We start from the raw sequence: 16,400 nt of genomic DNA on the forward strand, positions 1-16,400 counted from the left end.
ACGTAAGAATCAAGAATAAATATAAAAGTGTGACATCATACATTCACTTTGTCATAATTAATGCTAAGTTCTTATTTTTATATACATTGAAGGTTTAATGGAAAAGAGCTGTTGAGAATGTACTCAACAGCTTAGTAAATAATCGATTCATTAGTAAGTTGAGAGAGCCCGCCAGCTTCTATAAGACGTAATATCCTCCGCATCTTCTGTCGCATGAGCTTCACAAAGAAAACCCGCTACTTCACTGCCGTCTTCAAGAGTGATTTTGCCTAGTCCGAGAGGAGAAGGGATAGAATCGGCAAAAGAGCCGAGTAGTGATAAAGGCATTTCCCAAAGTTCAACTTCAATTTTTTCTCCTTGTTGATGTGTTCGCAACAGCCCCGGTTTTGCTGGAGAAGTAGGCAGTTTAAAAAGCTGGTAATAAGGAGCGGTTTGGTCTTTTCGTACGAATGAAGCTCCGTGTTCACGCATTTGAGATTCAAGTGGAAACCCGCGCATATGCAAACCGCAAACAGCTACTAATGTTGTATCTTTTTTTGAATCAACCGTTCGTTCCCCATTTAAAAACAATTCGCTGAGTCCGCAAATGAATTGTTCGCCGTCAAATATAGAGAAAAATGAAATGCCAAACGGTAAATCAAGATCTGCATCTTGAGATGGAAGAGAGACAGCACACAAGTCGAGTAAGTTACAATGATTTGTAAAACGCCCCATGTCACTGTTTGTTTCAATTGGATTTTCTCTTACTTGTTCCCGCGTCCACGTTCCGCCTGCTGTTGGCATAACAAGAACAGCATTTTTAAGCTGATGATATGCTTTATGTTTAAAGGATTGAAGCTTATGTGAAGCTTGAAATAAAGCAGCAGCATCATATTCTGATTTAGCTCCTGAACGAAGCACTTGCTCGGTTACAGGAAAGGCTGTTTCTTCATGAGAAGTGATAAATTCTCCTAAGTCAGCCCAGCGCTCTGCTACGTAAGGGCCGTCATATAATAAAGCAGCTGCTTCACTTAAATACGAGCCGTCAATGTAGTCGATGGGAATAGATAAATCTTCAATCTTTTTCACAGCTTGTTTCCACACTTTTTCGTACTGCTCAGCAAACGGTCCGTAAAACGAAAGCGGTTCTTTTACCATATAAATTTTTTCAGGAAGCGCCGAAGAAGCCCGAACAACAGAGCGTGACCATGGATCTCGATCGTCTACTCCTCTAATAATGGAATCTACGAGCAGTACCTCACTCCATTCATGAGCAAACGCAGTGACGCAGTCTAAGCTTTTACATGCCGGAACTACACCCGCAGATGGCCAAGCTCCGAGGGAAGGTTTATAGCCGATTAGACGGTTTAAACCAGCTGGAACCCGCCCTGAACCTGCTGTATCGGTGCCTAAAGAAAAAGCAGCATGCCCCCGAGCTACGGATACAGCTGACCCTGAGCTCGATCCGCCGCTAATGAGCTCTGGCTTTAACGCATTGTGCGTTTCGCCATAGGGGCATCGTGTACCGACCAGTCCTGTAGCAAATTGGTCCAAGTTGGTCTTTCCAAGAGGAATAGCACCTGCATCGATAAGGCGTTGAACAACCGTAGCATGTTCAGAAGGGATATACGTATATTCTTTACATCCGGCTGTCGTTGGTACATGTGCTACATCGATATTATCTTTAACGGCGAATGGAATTCCCCACAAAGGCAACGCTTCAGGGCTTAGCGTAGCTAAGCGATCCAGATAAGGTTTTAACTCACCGAGTGTAGGAGGGGTAATCCAAATATTCATGTCTTTGTCAGCTTCTACACGCGTAAGAATTTGATGTACTACATCTTCCGGAGTTAATTCTTTTTTGATATACATATCACGCAACCATTGAACCGAAAATGTTTTAGGCAAGCTCACTGTTTTCATTGTATCCACCGTCCTTAATGAGTAATTGGAGCAAAGGCTTTTATACCGGCAATCAGCTGTCCAGCTTGTACTTCATCGCCGGGTTTCACATGAATAGAACTGATATATCCATCCATAGGTGCTAGCTGTGGAAACTCCATTTTCATGCTTTCTTCGATAATTAACGTGTCGCCTTTTTTAACTTTTTGTCCTTCCTCTACAAGAACTTTCCATACGCTTCCCGGCATTGTACAGCGCGCGGCTTCCGTACCTTCAGGCAGTTCTTGTTCCGTAATTTCAGCTGTTTCATGTTCAGAGACGTACTCAGCTAAACCAAGTGTTTTCCAATTTTCTCGTTCTGTTTGAAAAGCAGCCTGCTGGGTATTACGAAAAGCAGCCGTGCTTTCTTCAATAGATGAAAGAAAATCTAAATATTCTCCAAGTTTAAACGTTGTCTCCGTAATATCTGCTTCAAATCTCCCACGAAGGAAATCTTCGCGCAGTTTTAAAAGCTCCTCTGCTTCTACTGGGTAAAATTGAATTTGATCAAAGAAACGAAGAAGCTACGGTTTCCCTGCTTCAAAACTTTCTGTTTGACGAAGTCGGTTCCACATTTGAATCGTGCGCCCCACAAATTGATAGCCGCCAGGACCTTCCATTCCGTATACGCACATATACGCACCGCCAATACCAACTGCATTTTCAGTTGTCCACGTACGGGCGGGATTATATTTCGTTGTAACTAAACGGTGACGGGGGTCTAGAGGCGTAGCAACAGGTGCGCCTAAATATACATCTCCAAGCCCTATTACAAGATAATTAGCGTCAAATACAATTCGTTTAACATCTTCAAGGTGGTCCAGACCGTTTACTCGGCGAATAAACTCTAGATTGCTTGGACACCATGGTGCATCTGGACGAACGTTTTGCTGATAGCATTCAATAGCTAATTGAGTCGCAGGATCATCCCATGAAAGTGGAAGTTTTACAATACGAGACGGAACTTCCATTTCTTCAAGAGGAGGAAGCGTACGATCAATAGCTGAAATGTGCTGACAAAGTTCAAGAATAGACATCTTTGTTGCATCAATATGAATTTGAAGAGAACGGATACCCGGCGTTAAATCTAGAACCGGTAAATCCTCACGCTTTTGGATAGCTTCCATTAAAGCATGTACTTGGAAGCGAAGCAGAGCAGATCAAGCTCTATTTCTCCGTACTCCACAAGTATATTCGCATCGCCTGAGCAGCGGACGGAAAATGGGAAGCGTCTATTTTCCGTACAAACTTATAAAGAGAATCTGAACTACAACAGAGATGCCGCTTATACGAGCTACAGATTTAATACCAACAATATTGACTAAAGCTAAGATAATGTTCATGACAATGACCCATACGTATACAGGAATAGAAGGAAATTCCGTATGCATAAAAATACCAAATGTTAAAATAGCGATAATAGGGGAGAAAATATAGTCTAAAAGAAGTGCCCAGCCTACTAAAAAGCCAAGGCGAGGATGTATAGCTTTTTTCGTATACGTAAAAGCAGATCCCGCTATCGGATATGCTTTTACCATTCGGCTATAGCTATATGCGGTAAAAAAGATAGCTAAAAAAGCGATTAAATAAGCAAGGACCATTTGCCCTCCAGCCGCATCGTAGGCTACTCCGTAAACTGTAAAGAAAGTCATCGGAGTCATCCAGGCAAGACCCAAAAACACAATTTGATATACCTTTAGCGATTTACTTAACGCTGGTTGGTTGTTCATATAAATCCCTTCTTTCCTCTATTTTATAGTAGTAAAAAAGAAAAGCCTGGGAGAATGATGTCATTCTCCCAGGCTTTTATCCCTCCGTGTATACGAAACCATTCCGTACGCTCTCTCTCGGACCAGCCTTTAACATGTGTTAAACGGAACCCTAGATCGCTTTTTTGTCTTCAACAGAGTGAAGACCTTTATAGGTAATGTAAGTAGTTCGAAGTATAAGCAGGATTATAGGAAGATGCAACTACTGTGTTAGATAATTTAACAAACTTTTTAAAAAAGTAAACTTTTGTAAAAGGCGAACTATATATAATTTTATTAAAAAGATTATTCGTTTATAGTTGACTTACAGAAAGACCTATAGTATATTTGTAGACAAGAAAAAGCTAAATACGGTTCACTCATATATGTTTGAGAATATGGCTCAGACGTTTCTACCTTATCACCGTAAATGATAGGACTATGAGTAAAAAGTGAATCTAGGTTCCCATTTTTACGTTAGTAGAAAGTTTGGTCCAAGCGATTCACATATTCATTTTTGAAAAGAAGTGGATATGACACCGAAGGGATAAAAGCCCAGGCGGGTAGGTTTTTGCTCATTGTATTTGAGAGACCTGCCTTTGTTTGGGCTTTTTCTTATGTGTCTATTTACAGTATGAGCGAGTGATGGAAATTTCTTGTTTGTATCTGCATTGCTTTCTGGGGAGAATAGCGATGCAAAGCATGAAATCACTCACTGAAGCTTTATCTGTAAGCCCTCATTTAACCATGGGAAGTACATTCTATCTATTTTCTAGCATTTTTTCTTTGATGAGCAGCGTGGGGACGCTGCTCCTTTTTTTGTTCTCGCTTTTTTCTCGGTAAATAAAGGTCTCTAAAGAGAAGGTGATTTGCGAAATTTGGCGAATTAATGCTTTAAACAATAAATGATAGAGAAGATAAAGCGGTCTATGAAAAATGAAGAAGTTGAAAAATTGAGGAGGGAATTATGTTGCTTCACTTAATTAATGTTCGTTTGCCAATTATGCACGACCACGCTCTTTTTGAAGTGAAAATTTCAAATGGAATGTATACTTCTATCGTTTTACAAAACGGTTATCTTGAAGGTGACGAGTTTTTTCCGCTGCACGCGGCCGTGTTAGGAAAAGAAACGTCACTTGATGCACAGGGTCGTGTCCTATTACCAGGATTTGTAGATATGCATATGCATTTAGACAAAGCTCATTCGCTTCCTCAAGTGCCCAATATATCTGGAACTCTTCAAGAAGCCATTAAAAATTACAGCAGCAGCCTGCCGGCATTTCCAGAAGAAGAAATTAAGCAGCGAATGTTAAAAACTGCTTTGCAGGCATTAGCTAACGGTACGACTACGATTCGAACGCATATTGATTTTGACTGCAGCATGGAAGAAGATAGTTTATTTCGAAGTTTACAAGCGGCTGTCGAAGTGAGAGATGAATTAAGCCCGTATATGGACGTGCAGGTTGTTCCGCTATTCTCTAACCTAGACATTGATGATATGCATAAGATGAATAAAATTGAACGAGCATTCGACCTTGAAATTGATGCGATTGGAGGCTGTCCTCATTTAGCTAGAAATCCAGAAAAAGAGATTGATGCTCTATTTTCACTGGCTCAAGCCTATAATAAACCTCTTGACTTACATGTGGATGAAAGCGATGATCCGTCTGTTGATACAATAATTAATATTGCTCATAGAACAATTGAATTAAATATGGAAGGAAAAGTGGTAGTGGGGCATCTTTGCTCGCTTGCAGGAATGACTGATGCAAAAGTGAAAGAAATCTTAAACCTTTTGAAACAGGCGAAAATTGGAGTTGTCACATTACCTGCTTCTAATTTATATTTACAGGGAAGAGAAGATAAAGGGATTGTAAGACGAGGCATAACGCGTATTCGCGACATACAAAAAGCAGCGATTCCAATTGCTACTGCATCTGATAACGTGAACGACCCCTTTCATCCGTTTGGAAAAGCAGACTTGCTGCAAGTAGGGTTACTAACTGCCTATGCTGCACATATGGGAAGTCCGGATGATCAGCGGCAGTTGCTCCGAATGATTACAAGTATACCAGCCCGGCTGATTGGAAAAGAAAAGTATGGAGTGGAAGAAGGAAACGAAGCAAACTTTGTTCTATTAAATGTCCAGTCTGTACAGGAAATATGGACTGAACTTCCCGAAACTCGCTTTGTTTTCAACAAGCATCGCTGGCTTAGCGTAAAAGAGACGCATCAGCGGCTCGCTGATACGAACTTGACTAACCTTTGGCAGGAAAATCAAATTTTAATTGGTTAAATAGACATAAAAAGAAGCTGTCACATTAGTGACAGCTTCTTAATCAATTACTTTTGAACGTTAGCAGCTTGTGGTCCACGAGCTCCATCTTCGATTTCAAATGTAACTTCTTGACCTTCTTCAAGTGATTTGAAACCTTCGCCTTGGATAGCTGAGAAGTGTACGAATACGTCGTCTTGTCCTTCTACTTCGATGAATCCAAAACCTTTTTCTGCATTAAACCATTTTACTTTACCTTGTACCATTGTAGTACCTCCTGTGTGGAAAATCCACGAATATATTACTATCTCTGCTCAATTTCAATAAGAATCACTTTAAAGAAAGTCTTTCTATTTGTTAACACCGAACAAGAAATAATATACCTAGTATAACACTTTTTTATAAAAAAGAAACCTTTTTTCATAAAAAAGTACTCTGAGATAAAAATAAGTTGAAAATATGGATATATTTTGAAATAGCAAATAAGCTATTGTTTTGTGGATCTTTAGCAATCACTAAAATCTTTTATCTCGTAAAAAAAAGGAATAGCGAGGTTGACAAATTGAATAATGTGTAACTATAATGGTTACAACGAGCTGAGAAGAATTAGCAGTGTTATAAAAAGCTCAAATTTTTTTGTGTTATATGTAACTTTAATGGTTACAACGAAAATAAAAGGAGAGAATAAAAATGAAAATTGGTGTTATTGGAGCAACAGGAAAAGCAGGTCAATTAATTATGGAAGAAGCAAAACAGAGAGGACATGAAGTAACAGCCATTGTTCGGAATGCTTCTAAACTAAAAAATCAAACAAACGTAATTAAAAAAGATATTTTTGCCATTACTTCAAAAGATATTGAACAGTTCGATGCTGTGGTAGATGCATTTAATGCACCTCCTGGAAGCGAACAGCTCCATGTTGAGTCTATACAATCACTTATTAAAGTATTTCAAGGTGTTCAAACGCGACTCGCAGTAGTGGGCGGAGCGGGAAGTTTATTTGTAGATACAGAAAAAACAACGCCTTTAATGAGCACAGAAGGGTTTCCAGAAGCTTATTATCCAACGGCTTCAAACATGGGTAAAGGTTTAAAAGAACTTGAAAAGTCGACTATAAATTGGACTTATTTAAGCCCGGCAGCCTTTTTTGATGCAGAAGGTGCTCGCACAGGAGCCTATCAATTAGGAAAAGATCATGTGATAACAAATAGTCAAAATGAAAGCTATATTAGCTATGCTGATTATGCGATTGCTTTAATAGATGAGTTAGAGAATAAAAACCATATGAATGAACGTTTTGCTGTAGTGGGTGAGAAAGCATAAGCTTACGTTTGAGTCATATTGAAAAACAGCTTACATTTGTTGTGAGCTGTTTTTTATATAGAACAAAATAGATATAAAGCAATGGAAACTGGTATAGATTTTTTAATATTTCTTCGTTTTTCTTTTTAAAAACGATACAATACAACATAGATGATAAAAAGGGGATGAAAAGATGATTCGTTTTGGCGTAATAGGAACAAACTGGATAACAGATCGACTGTTAGAATCAGCTCAGTATGTAGACGACTTTCAGCTTGCAGCTGTTTATTCTCGAACCATTGAAAAAGCAGAAGAATTTGCAGGTAAATATGATATTCCTCATATATTTACTGATTTAGAGGAAATGGCGACAAGTTCTGAAATTGACGCAGTGTATATTGCTACTCCAAATGCTTATCATGCGGAACAAGCTATCTTATTTTTGAAAAACAACAAGCATGTACTGTGTGAAAAACCGCTCGCAGCCAATGCAACAGAAGTAACTCGCATGATTCAAGCAGCCAAAAATCACAAGGTGTTACTAATGGAAGCAATGAAATCAACTCTTCTTCCTAACTTCAAAGTGATTCAAGAGAACTTACATAAAATTGGTCCAATTCGAAAATACGTGGCGTCTTACTGTCAGTATTCTTCTCGTTATGATAAATACAAAGAAGGTATCGTGCTTAATGCTTTTAAGCCAGAGCTTGCTAATGGTTCACTGATGGATTTGGGTGTATATTGTCTTTATCCTCTCATTACGTTGTTTGGAGGGCCTCATAAAGTAAAGGCAACGGCGTTTATGCTAGAATCTGGAGTAGATGGAGAAGGGTCAGTTGCTTTAGAGTACGAAGATCGCGACGCGGTCATCATGTATTCTAAAATTACAAATTCGCATTTACCAAGTGAAATTCAAGGAGAAAAAGGCAGTATGTTTATTGACAAAATACATACCGCTGAAAAGATAGAAATTCGATACAATGACGGACGGGTAGAAGAGTTAACGGTCGATCAGCCTTATCCTGCTATGTACTATGAACTAAATGAATTCGTAGAGCTGTTAAAGCAAGGAAAGATGGAATCGGACACAAATTCTTATGAGAATTCATATTTAACAATGCACGTGATGGATAAAGTGCGAGAGCAAATCGGTCTTGTATATCCAAATGATAAGAAATAAATAACAGCGGCTGGACAAAAGTAGTTTAGTTGAAGAAAGATCCGAACGAGTTTGATTCTTGATGGAGAATCAAGCTCGTTCGGATTTTTTCATGGGTAGGGTAAAAGTAGGTTTCATGTATGAAGTTGCTTCTAGCTGTTGTTTGGAGGGCAAGGCGAAGACTCCTGCGGGAAAAGCGGAAGGGATGAGACCGGTCAGGAGCGCAAGCGACGAGGAGGCTCATCGGTCGCCCGCGGAAAGCGAAGTCTTGCACGGAAATCAACAGCGGTGTAACCAGTCATCCACACTAGATCATTTTCCAATTTGTTCGTCTCTAAATTGGATTGAGATAGTTATATCTCATTCTCTTTTATTATGGTTATAAAGAGCATAATTGAGATTCCAAATCTTGCTGCAGCACGTTTTAAAAGCAAATATGTTGAAACAAGGGAAGTTTTTTAGTATCTTCTATCTTTATTCATCCCTGCATACATAGGATTAATCAAAGGACAGAATAAAAAGAGTGGAAAATATTCGATAATTAATCCTAGATTAAAATGATTATAAAAAAGTATTGACTATAATAATAGCTCGTGTATAATAAAGAATGTAATCAATAGTCATTACTAGTTTATAATGATACTAATAATCGTTATCAAATAGAAGGTGTCATTGATTGCATTAAAAATAATACATACAAGCATAAGCTTGTGAAATATATTGTACAAGGAGAGGTTTTAACATGGCAGAACGTATGGTAGGAAAACAAGCACCACGCTTCGAAATGGAAGCTGTACTTGCAAATAAGGAATTTGGAAAAGTAAGTTTAGAAGAAAATATGAAAAACGGTAAATGGACAGTATTGTTCTTCTATCCAATGGACTTTACATTCGTATGTCCAACAGAAATTACAGCTCTATCAGATCACTACGAAGAGTTTGAAGATCTAGATGCTGAAGTTGTAGGTGTTTCTACAGATACAATTCATACTCACTTAGCTTGGATTAACACAGATCGTAAAGATAATGGACTTGGAGATTTGAATTATCCATTGGCTGCAGATCCAACTCATGCAGTAGCACGTGATTACGGCGTGTTAATTGAAGAAGAAGGCGTAGCGCTTCGCGGATTGTTTATTATTAATCCAGAAGGTGAATTGCAATACGCAGTTGTAAACCATAACAACATCGGCCGCAGCGTAGAAGAAACATTACGTGTACTTCAAGCACTTCAAACTGGCGGACTTTGCCCAGCTAACTGGAAACCAGGTCAAAAAACACTTTAATAAATAGCGGTAGAGTAGAGGAGAAATTCCTCTACTGCTGCCATTAAAATAGAAAAGATAGTTTTCTAATCGAAATATACAGAATATTCAGTTTTATTAACAAGGAGGATTTTAAAATGAAATTACGTGAACAAATGCCTGAATTAACTGGAGCAACATCTTGGATTAACGACGAAGTAACAAAGGAAGATTTAGTAGGTGATAAAGCAACGCTTATCCACTTTTGGTCAGTAAGCTGCCATTTATGTAAAGAAGCAATGCCTGAAGTTAATGATCTTCGTGATGAGTATGATGATCAATTGAATGTTGTAGCAGTTCATATGCCTCGTTCGGAAGATGACTTAGATATGGGTGTTATTGAGGCAATGGCCATGGGACACGATATTACTCAGCCAATTTACGTAGACAGTGAGCATAAGTTAACAGACGCTTTTGAAAATAAATATGTACCAGCATATTATGTATTTGATAAAGAAGGTCAGCTTCGTCATTTCCAAGCGGGTGGAAATGGAATGCCGATGCTTCGCAAACGTATTAACCGCGTCTTAGGCGAAGAATAATCTCTACATGAAGAAGAAATAAAAAGAGCCGGGATAAAAATATTTTAGTCGAAGTGAAAAACGAACCACTGATCAAAATGTTTGATTAGTAGTTCGTTTTTTTTTTGTTATGCTGAACGTAGATTTCATCTGTTTCGTTCCTTCTAGCAGTTGATTGGAGGGCAAGGCGAAGACCCCTGCGGGAAAAGCGGAATAGGTGAGACCCCGCAGGAGCGCAAACGACGAGGAGGCTCAGCGGCCGCCTGCGGAAAGCGAAGCCTTGCACGGAAATCAACTGCGGTATAACAAGAGGTTCAGCTCATGTATCCTATTTGTTCGTTTTTAGATTGGATTCATTTAGGTATGTCTCAACCTCTTTTGTTTTTTACTGATTCTTTTCTATTATTAATGAGCATTTCATCATATTGACATAAAAAACCTAATATAGTTAAATTTATATAAGAACAAATGTTCGTTTTCGGTGTTGTTATTTTACTCTTTTCTCCCTTTTTAATAAGTATAAGAAAAAAGGAGGAGATTTGCACAATGACTCAGCTCTATTCGCAGCAAGAAAAGCGGCACGACAAAGAATGTACCTTTCATACATTTCTTACAAACCACAGCGCAACTCTTCAGACTCATATAATGAATACATTTTTGACACCAGAACGCTATGAGCGATTACAAAAAGCGGTTGTTAAAAATGATACAAAAGAACAAAGACTTCTAAACAAAGAATTTCATCAGTTTTATAGCGAAGTTAGATTGCTTCATTATATTAACAAGCTTTGCAGACATTATTCCAGAGATGTTATGCGTGTCAAAGAAAAAGAGCGTTCTTATATTCCTCTTCGCCTGCAGCAGCCGGCTGCGCTAGATGGAAATCGAACAGTTGAAGATATGCTAGGAGTACAGGACGGGGCTGTATGGGAGCATGAATTTTTAGGAAATCAACTTGAAAATCGTATTCTTCATCATGCTTTTCTCCAATTAACGGCCAAGCAGCAGTGTATGCTGCACTTGATTATTGTCGAACGCTGGACTCATAAAGAAATCGCTGCTTATTTTTCTATTTCTCAGCAAGCGGTTTCTAATCATTATCAACGTGCGCTAAGCAAGTTGAAAAAAATTATGAAGGTGAGTGATAGATATGTTTGATCCTCAGTGGCTTCAACTTGTTGGAAACGTAGGATTTCCCGCTGTCCTTTCTTTTTATTTATTACTGCGTGTAGAAAACAATATAAAGCGACTTGAAGAAAAAGTAGAAGAATTAACAACTGACCTAAGAAAGAAGTGAAGAAATGGAAACTCTATATGAGCTTGTAAATAAAGTGAAAGCTGGAGATGAAGAGGCGTCAAGGCGTTTATTAAAAAAGCTGGAACCAAAACTAAATAAAGCTGTCCAAAGCTTTTCACTGCATGAGAGAGAAGACGTAAAGCAAGATTTAAAGATTAAAATTCTTTCCGCTGTTAAGACGTTTGATTTTTCAAGAACGCCAGGACTTTGGGAATTTTTACGCCATAAATAAAAAAGAGCGCTCGTTGTATCGACGCTCTTTTTTTATTTTTGCTGAAGTTCCACTACTTACCTTACAGTGAAAAATACAAAAAATAGAAAATGGAAAAATATTTAAAAAAAGGTAAAAGGTGATGTGTATAAAAGGAAGATAGTCACTCTTTATATAGAGAGGATTATCGGCAATGAATAGAGGATAGAAGAGTTTTATTTAATGAAGGAAAAAATCGTGCTGTTCGATAAATCAAACAGCACGATTTATAAAGAAGCGGCAGTAAACAATATGTTAAGCTAAGAAGTCTATTGTTTTTTGTTTTAGCTTTTTGGAAAGAGGTGAAGAATAAAGTGAGTCAACTTCTCTTTAATATCACGTTAATTATTTCTTTCATGTTTGCTGCGAGTATAGTTCGAGAGCAAATCATTTATAGAGTAGAAGGAATAAAACGGTACAAAATGTACCGCTTAATTTATTACGGATGTTCTTACGGACTATTAGGCACCATTTTAATGATATATACAATTAAAATAGATTCTACTATTATTCTTGACCTTCGCTTTTTAGCGGTGACAATTGTTTGTCTTTATGCAGGAATGGTACCGGCTATCATTGCGGCTTGTATTATAGGGGTAATGCGTCTGCTTTTGTTTGGAATTACGGCAAGCGGAATAGTAGGCGCTTCTACAATTATCGTAATGGCTTTACTGTCTGGGTGGACGGTTCGCTTACCTTATCGTCCATTTATTCGTTTTCAATTAATGAATTCTATCGGCTTGCTTTGCGTATTTTTCTCATTGTCCTTTCTTTTTAAAGATATCGAGCACGCTGCTACAATTATCATCTATTTACTGCCTGCTTCTTTTATAGGTGGGTGTCTAGTGTATTTAGTAGGTAGATATATATATGTATCTCGAGTAACGACAAGTCAGCATAAAAAGTTGTCTAAAATGTTTTCAGTTATGGTTCAAAATGCAAAGACAGGTACCATGATTGAAACGCCAGAGCGCGAAGTGGCCGTTATTAATCAAACTTTTTGTGACATGTTTGATATACCCGGATCTCCTAATCAATACGTTGGATTGGAAAGTAATCATCTGTTTTTATCTCACGCTCCTATGTTGAAAGATCCTGCTAGGTTTTTAAAAACGGTAGAAAGCACCGTCTATTCAAAAGAGTCAATAGTAGATGAAGAAATTACGTTTATTAACGGTAAAATTTATGCGCGTGACTACATTCCAATCTATGAAGGTCATGTGTATATTGGTCATTATTGGGAATATCGAGATATTACGGAGAAAAAGAAGGCTGAGTGTGATCTTCGCAAAGCAAACAAAAAGCTTGAAATGCTGTCCATGAAAGATGGCTTAACGGATCTGAACAACCGTCGATCTTTTGATAAACAGCTGGAAATTGAGTGGGAATACGCACAGAAAGAAAAAGAGCCGCTTTCTTTTCTCTTATTTGATATTAATTATTTTAAAGCGTATAACGATACCTATGGCCATATTCAAGGAGACGAATGCTTAAAAGAAGTAGCGAATATTGCTAAAAGCGTTGTCTTTGACGAATCGGCTTTTGTCGCAAGAGACGGAGGAGAAGAGTTTGGTATATTGCTTCCTCGAGCTAATCAATATGAAGCGATAAAAATAGCAGAAGCTATTAGACAGCAAGTGGAGCAGCGTGGAATTATCCATCAAGCTTCTGACGTGTTTAAATGTATCACAATCAGTGTTGGAATAATGACAGTCGTTCCATCCGAAAACATACCGCCAATTTCAATTGTCCATCAAGCAGATCAGGCTTTATATAAAGCAAAGCGTACGGGTCAAAATCGAATTTCAGTATATTCTCACCACAAAGAAGCTGACTCAAACGTTTAAGTCAGCTTTTAAAAGAGATATAAGCCTCTTATTTAGGAGGGGCTTTTTCTTTTTCGTCTTCTTCCATAATTCCTTTTGTAGCGTTTTTAAACTCTTTTAACGTTTTTCCGGCAGCTTTCCCTAATTCGGGCAGTTTCTTTGGGCCAAAAAGCAATAGAGCGACAAATACAATTAAGGCAATTTCTCCAAACCCAAGGTTCATTGTCATCGTCTCCTATTTTTTGAAAGTGTTTACAAGTTTAGTATAGCATGAAAAGAAAGGAAGTAGTACACCATTATCCAGTGATTTTAAGGCCGATTACACCTGCTACAATACAAAAAATAAATAAAATTCGACGCATATCTTTTGCTTCATGAAAGAAAAGCATGCCAAGAAGTACGCTTCCGGCAGCTCCTACCCCCGTCCATATGCCGTAAGCTGTTCCAATAGGTATCTCCTTTAATGCTAAGGAGAGAAGATAAAAACTTCCTGCACCGAAAAGGATAAATCCAATCGAAGGAAACAGCCGCTTAAACCCATCTGAAAGTTTTAAAAAAATCACAAATCCCACTTCGCAAAAACCGGCAGCTATTAATGCAATCCAAGCCATGTTACGATTCCTCTCTTTCTGTTTCTTCAGTAGAAATCAACTTTAAACCAACGATTCCAAAGATCATTAATCCTAAAAATAAAATCTTTCCAATATTTGCGCCTTCGTCTAAAACGGTCATTCCAAGTATCGCTGTGCCAGCAGCTCCTATACCAGTGAATACTGCATAAGCTGTTCCGACAGCAATTTTTTTTAAGGCATTTGAAAAGAAATAAAAGCTGATGACAATTGTGACGATTGTAATGATTGTTGGAGTTACTTCAGTAAATCCGTGTGAATATTTTAAGCCGATTGCCCATACAATCTCGAGCAAACCAGCGATAATAAGGTAAATCCAAGCCATTTTAATTCCTCCTTACATAATAATAAGCCCTTTTTACAGGGCCTATTTAGCACGTATGCCTTCCCAAAATATCGTCCAAGCATTGTGGATTTTTTGGTCATAATACTCTGGTTCATAATAAAAGCGCTGAATGAACAGTCCGTCGGTTAAACAATAAAAGCTATTGATATACAAATCAATCGGACGTTCAATTATTTCGCCTTCAGTCATTCCCTGTGTAAAAATAGCATGCAGAATTTGATCAGACAATCGTTCGCTTTTTAAGAAAATAGCTTTTACTTCCGACTGCAAATGTTCAGGTGGAAATAAAATAAGACGACGGTACATCTGGCCAAAAGAATCTTTTTCAATCATCGTGCAGAAATCTACAACAAAGCAGTGAAGCTGTTCTTTAGCAGACTTTGTTTTATGCTGTTCGTATATAACAGATAACTTTGTTAAAAATAAATTCATTAAATCATGCACGGTTAGTAAAAATAAGTCGTCTTTGTTCTTAAAATGAGCATACAAGGAAGGTTTTTTTATGCCTACTTTTGATGAGATATCAGCAAGCGATGTTTCTGTATAGCCTTTTTCTCCAAAGAGCTCCATTGCTGCAGCTCTAATTTTTTCTACAGTTGATAATTCACTCAAGAAAAGCTCCTCCTCAATCTAACTAACGGTCGTTAGGTAAAAGATATCAAATATAAAAAAAAGAAGCAAGGGAATCGCTTCTTTTTAATGTATTTTCACTAAATGACGCTGAGTTAAAAATAAAGAGAAGATAAAAATAAGCTCAAACGTATTTGTTACAGCTGTGCTTGGTATAGGAATTGACACGGCACTTCCTACAATCATTACGGCTACTCCAATCATCATACTGCTCCATCGCGTCTTGCGAAATAAGGAAATTCCAACAAAAAGCAAAATAATCGCCACAATGAGAACCATAAGAGGCGGACCGGATGATCCCACTAATGTATAGCGAACAATGCCATATTCACGTACAACTTCCATGCGCTGACTAATCGTCTCGATTATTTCATAGCTAATTAAGGCAAACGTAGTTAGCAAAAATAGAATGCCGGCAACAGGTTTTTTAGCCCATGTAATCGTCGAATATTTCGCTACGCCATACGCAAAGAGCACCAAAGTAGGGGTAAATAAAGCGTGAAACCAAAAGCGAAGCATGCTGAGTGAACGTAAAGTATCGCCTTCACCGATAAATGAACCAATCCCAATCATTACATTATCGTAAATTAGTCCAGCTATTACTAAAGGAAGAAAAAGCATGTAAAACGGCGAAGTGTTTTTTCTTACTACATATATGCTAAAGAAAAACAGGACAATATAGCAAAAAGAAAATAGAAAATAAAGGATTGTATCAACCATTGTTTTCCTCCTTTTGATGATACTTCTTCTTTTTATGATAACATCATATGCCAAAAAAGTGAGAAATCATGCATTTTTCTAGGCAATCTTATCGGACGAAATCTCCCTTTATCGGTAGAAAGATTCAGAAAATATTGAAATAAAAATAGGAAAAGAGGCCATAGTCAAGAGATTTAGATTTACTGAATTGATTATTAAATAAAGGAAATCTATAAAATAACAACAAAAGAACTAATCGAATACAGAGTCTAAATACTTATATAATTAGAAAAAAATATTTAATGTCCTTTCTATTTAAGTAAGTTAAGTGTAAGCAGAAAATGATAAATAAATGTATTTTTCTTACTTTTATATCTATCTATCATCCTTACAAGTACGGTTATTAGACAAATTCAATTGGAATATCCATAAAAAGGTATTAATGGGATAAAATATTTTTTATTCCATCTTTATATTACAAAACGTTTTCTAAAG

Annotated in this window: 19 protein-coding genes, 1 pseudogene and 2 riboswitches; of the genes and pseudogenes, 11 read left to right on the top strand and 9 right to left on the bottom strand. The window is 37.6% G+C overall.

The features are described from left to right. Positions 1–150 precede the first annotated feature (150 nt). The 3 genes and pseudogenes from atzF to ACN6NE_RS15945 all read right to left on the bottom strand — a co-directional run bounded on the left by atzF (position 151) and on the right by ACN6NE_RS15945 (position 3,650). The gene (gene atzF, locus ACN6NE_RS15935) at positions 151–1,902 is read right to left on the bottom strand and encodes an allophanate hydrolase (protein WP_474325909.1); all 1,752 of its coding nucleotides are present in this window, start codon (positions 1,900–1,902) and stop codon (positions 151–153) included. A 14-nt stretch (positions 1,903–1,916) separates the two neighbouring features. Further along, positions 1,917–3,160 (bottom strand): annotated as a pseudogene (locus ACN6NE_RS15940) (biotin/lipoyl-binding carrier protein); the annotation flags it as partial. Beyond that, entirely contained in the window at positions 3,153–3,650 is a 498-nt protein-coding gene (locus tag ACN6NE_RS15945) for an APC family permease (RefSeq protein WP_474325911.1), read from the bottom strand. The pseudogene ACN6NE_RS15940 and the gene ACN6NE_RS15945, both read right to left, overlap by 8 nt. Before the next feature lie 63 nt (positions 3,651–3,713). Next, a riboswitch (guanidine-I (ykkC/yxkD leader) is annotated at positions 3,714–3,816 on the bottom strand. Between the two features lie 212 nt (positions 3,817–4,028). Further along, a riboswitch (purine riboswitch) is annotated at positions 4,029–4,130 on the top strand. Between the two features lie 505 nt (positions 4,131–4,635). Here ACN6NE_RS15945 and ACN6NE_RS15950 point away from each other — a divergent pair. Then, positions 4,636–5,964: an amidohydrolase family protein gene (locus ACN6NE_RS15950; protein ID WP_129706610.1), complete on the top strand. Its 1,329-nt coding sequence runs from the start codon at positions 4,636–4,638 to the stop codon at positions 5,962–5,964. A gap of 47 nt (positions 5,965–6,011) precedes the next feature. Here ACN6NE_RS15950 and ACN6NE_RS15955 read toward each other — a convergent pair whose 3' ends face one another. Continuing rightward, the gene (locus ACN6NE_RS15955; RefSeq protein ID WP_013055689.1) at positions 6,012–6,209 is read right to left on the bottom strand and encodes a cold-shock protein; all 198 of its coding nucleotides are present in this window, start codon (positions 6,207–6,209) and stop codon (positions 6,012–6,014) included. A 424-nt stretch (positions 6,210–6,633) separates the two neighbouring features. Here ACN6NE_RS15955 and ACN6NE_RS15960 point away from each other — a divergent pair, with 424 nt between their 5' ends. From ACN6NE_RS15960 to ACN6NE_RS16005, 10 genes are all read left to right on the top strand, one after another. After that, positions 6,634–7,266, top strand: a complete 633-nt coding sequence (locus tag ACN6NE_RS15960; protein ID WP_474325913.1) for an NAD(P)-dependent oxidoreductase — start codon at positions 6,634–6,636, stop codon at positions 7,264–7,266. 172 nt (positions 7,267–7,438) lie between these two features. Next, the gene (locus tag ACN6NE_RS15965) at positions 7,439–8,425 is read left to right on the top strand and encodes a Gfo/Idh/MocA family protein (RefSeq protein WP_474325915.1); all 987 of its coding nucleotides are present in this window, start codon (positions 7,439–7,441) and stop codon (positions 8,423–8,425) included. A 138-nt stretch (positions 8,426–8,563) separates the two neighbouring features. Continuing rightward, positions 8,564–8,698: a hypothetical protein gene (locus ACN6NE_RS15970; RefSeq protein WP_276319778.1), complete on the top strand. Its 135-nt coding sequence runs from the start codon at positions 8,564–8,566 to the stop codon at positions 8,696–8,698. A 448-nt stretch (positions 8,699–9,146) separates the two neighbouring features. Next, positions 9,147–9,689 carry a peroxiredoxin gene (locus ACN6NE_RS15975; protein ID WP_014461319.1) on the top strand — a complete coding sequence of 181 codons (543 nt, stop codon included), beginning with the start codon at positions 9,147–9,149 and terminating at the stop codon, positions 9,687–9,689. Between the two features lie 116 nt (positions 9,690–9,805). Then, positions 9,806–10,249 (top strand): TlpA family protein disulfide reductase, encoded by a 444-nt coding sequence (locus ACN6NE_RS15980; protein WP_013055693.1) that lies wholly within the window; start codon positions 9,806–9,808, stop codon positions 10,247–10,249. Between the two features lie 150 nt (positions 10,250–10,399). Next, positions 10,400–10,534 carry a hypothetical protein gene (locus tag ACN6NE_RS15985; RefSeq protein WP_264295255.1) on the top strand — a complete coding sequence of 45 codons (135 nt, stop codon included), beginning with the start codon at positions 10,400–10,402 and terminating at the stop codon, positions 10,532–10,534. A gap of 240 nt (positions 10,535–10,774) precedes the next feature. Next, complete coding sequence (locus tag ACN6NE_RS15990) at positions 10,775–11,386, top strand: sigma-70 family RNA polymerase sigma factor (RefSeq protein ID WP_129706616.1); 612 nt, start codon at positions 10,775–10,777, stop codon at positions 11,384–11,386. Further along, positions 11,379–11,525 (top strand): YvrJ family protein, encoded by a 147-nt coding sequence (locus ACN6NE_RS15995; RefSeq protein ID WP_013055696.1) that lies wholly within the window; start codon positions 11,379–11,381, stop codon positions 11,523–11,525. Before ACN6NE_RS15990 ends, ACN6NE_RS15995 begins: the two co-directional genes overlap by 8 nt. Before the next feature lie 4 nt (positions 11,526–11,529). Further along, entirely contained in the window at positions 11,530–11,757 is a 228-nt protein-coding gene (locus ACN6NE_RS16000; RefSeq protein ID WP_114894338.1) for a helix-turn-helix domain-containing protein, read from the top strand. A gap of 332 nt (positions 11,758–12,089) precedes the next feature. Further along, complete coding sequence (locus ACN6NE_RS16005; RefSeq protein WP_474325918.1) at positions 12,090–13,622, top strand: GGDEF domain-containing protein; 1,533 nt, start codon at positions 12,090–12,092, stop codon at positions 13,620–13,622. A gap of 28 nt (positions 13,623–13,650) precedes the next feature. On the opposite strand, the gene ACN6NE_RS16010 is transcribed toward ACN6NE_RS16005, so the two are convergent. From ACN6NE_RS16010 to ACN6NE_RS16030, 5 genes are all read right to left on the bottom strand, one after another. Beyond that, a complete protein-coding gene (locus ACN6NE_RS16010; protein WP_013055701.1) occupies positions 13,651–13,824 on the bottom strand; it encodes a twin-arginine translocase TatA/TatE family subunit in 174 nt (57 codons plus the stop codon). A gap of 73 nt (positions 13,825–13,897) precedes the next feature. Continuing rightward, complete coding sequence (locus tag ACN6NE_RS16015; protein WP_047933611.1) at positions 13,898–14,212, bottom strand: DMT family transporter; 315 nt, start codon at positions 14,210–14,212, stop codon at positions 13,898–13,900. 1 nt (position 14,213) lies between these two features. Continuing rightward, a complete protein-coding gene (gene sugE, locus ACN6NE_RS16020) occupies positions 14,214–14,555 on the bottom strand; it encodes a quaternary ammonium compound efflux SMR transporter SugE (RefSeq protein ID WP_043980074.1) in 342 nt (113 codons plus the stop codon). A 42-nt stretch (positions 14,556–14,597) separates the two neighbouring features. Next, entirely contained in the window at positions 14,598–15,188 is a 591-nt protein-coding gene (locus ACN6NE_RS16025; RefSeq protein WP_129706618.1) for a TetR/AcrR family transcriptional regulator, read from the bottom strand. Positions 15,189–15,272: 84 nt separating this feature from the next. Further along, positions 15,273–15,926, bottom strand: a complete 654-nt coding sequence (locus tag ACN6NE_RS16030) for a hypothetical protein (RefSeq protein ID WP_028407688.1) — start codon at positions 15,924–15,926, stop codon at positions 15,273–15,275. Between the last annotated feature and the right edge of the window lie 474 nt (positions 15,927–16,400).

Source organism: Priestia sp. 53B2 (assembly GCF_056099005.1).

Excerpts from the sequence above, each read along its gene's own strand:
- ACN6NE_RS16010 (WP_013055701.1), bottom strand. The coding sequence starts at position 13,824 with ATGAACCTTGGGTTTGGAGAAATTGCCTTAATTGTATTTGTCGCTCTA.
- atzF (WP_474325909.1), bottom strand. The coding sequence starts at position 1,902 with ATGAAAACAGTGAGCTTGCCTAAAACATTTTCGGTTCAATGGTTGCGT.
- ACN6NE_RS16015 (WP_047933611.1), bottom strand. The coding sequence starts at position 14,212 with ATGGCTTGGATTGCATTAATAGCTGCCGGTTTTTGCGAAGTGGGATTT.
- ACN6NE_RS15960 (WP_474325913.1), top strand. The coding sequence starts at position 6,634 with ATGAAAATTGGTGTTATTGGAGCAACAGGAAAAGCAGGTCAATTAATT.
- ACN6NE_RS15945 (WP_474325911.1), bottom strand. The coding sequence starts at position 3,650 with ATGAACAACCAACCAGCGTTAAGTAAATCGCTAAAGGTATATCAAATT.
- ACN6NE_RS15990 (WP_129706616.1), top strand. The coding sequence starts at position 10,775 with ATGACTCAGCTCTATTCGCAGCAAGAAAAGCGGCACGACAAAGAATGT.
- ACN6NE_RS15955 (WP_013055689.1), bottom strand. The coding sequence starts at position 6,209 with ATGGTACAAGGTAAAGTAAAATGGTTTAATGCAGAAAAAGGTTTTGGA.
- ACN6NE_RS15950 (WP_129706610.1), top strand. The coding sequence starts at position 4,636 with ATGTTGCTTCACTTAATTAATGTTCGTTTGCCAATTATGCACGACCAC.
- ACN6NE_RS16030 (WP_028407688.1), bottom strand. The coding sequence starts at position 15,926 with ATGGTTGATACAATCCTTTATTTTCTATTTTCTTTTTGCTATATTGTC.
- ACN6NE_RS15995 (WP_013055696.1), top strand. The coding sequence starts at position 11,379 with ATGTTTGATCCTCAGTGGCTTCAACTTGTTGGAAACGTAGGATTTCCC.
- ACN6NE_RS15975 (WP_014461319.1), top strand. The coding sequence starts at position 9,147 with ATGGCAGAACGTATGGTAGGAAAACAAGCACCACGCTTCGAAATGGAA.
- ACN6NE_RS15965 (WP_474325915.1), top strand. The coding sequence starts at position 7,439 with ATGATTCGTTTTGGCGTAATAGGAACAAACTGGATAACAGATCGACTG.
- ACN6NE_RS16000 (WP_114894338.1), top strand. The coding sequence starts at position 11,530 with ATGGAAACTCTATATGAGCTTGTAAATAAAGTGAAAGCTGGAGATGAA.
- sugE (WP_043980074.1), bottom strand. The coding sequence starts at position 14,555 with ATGGCTTGGATTTACCTTATTATCGCTGGTTTGCTCGAGATTGTATGG.
- ACN6NE_RS15980 (WP_013055693.1), top strand. The coding sequence starts at position 9,806 with ATGAAATTACGTGAACAAATGCCTGAATTAACTGGAGCAACATCTTGG.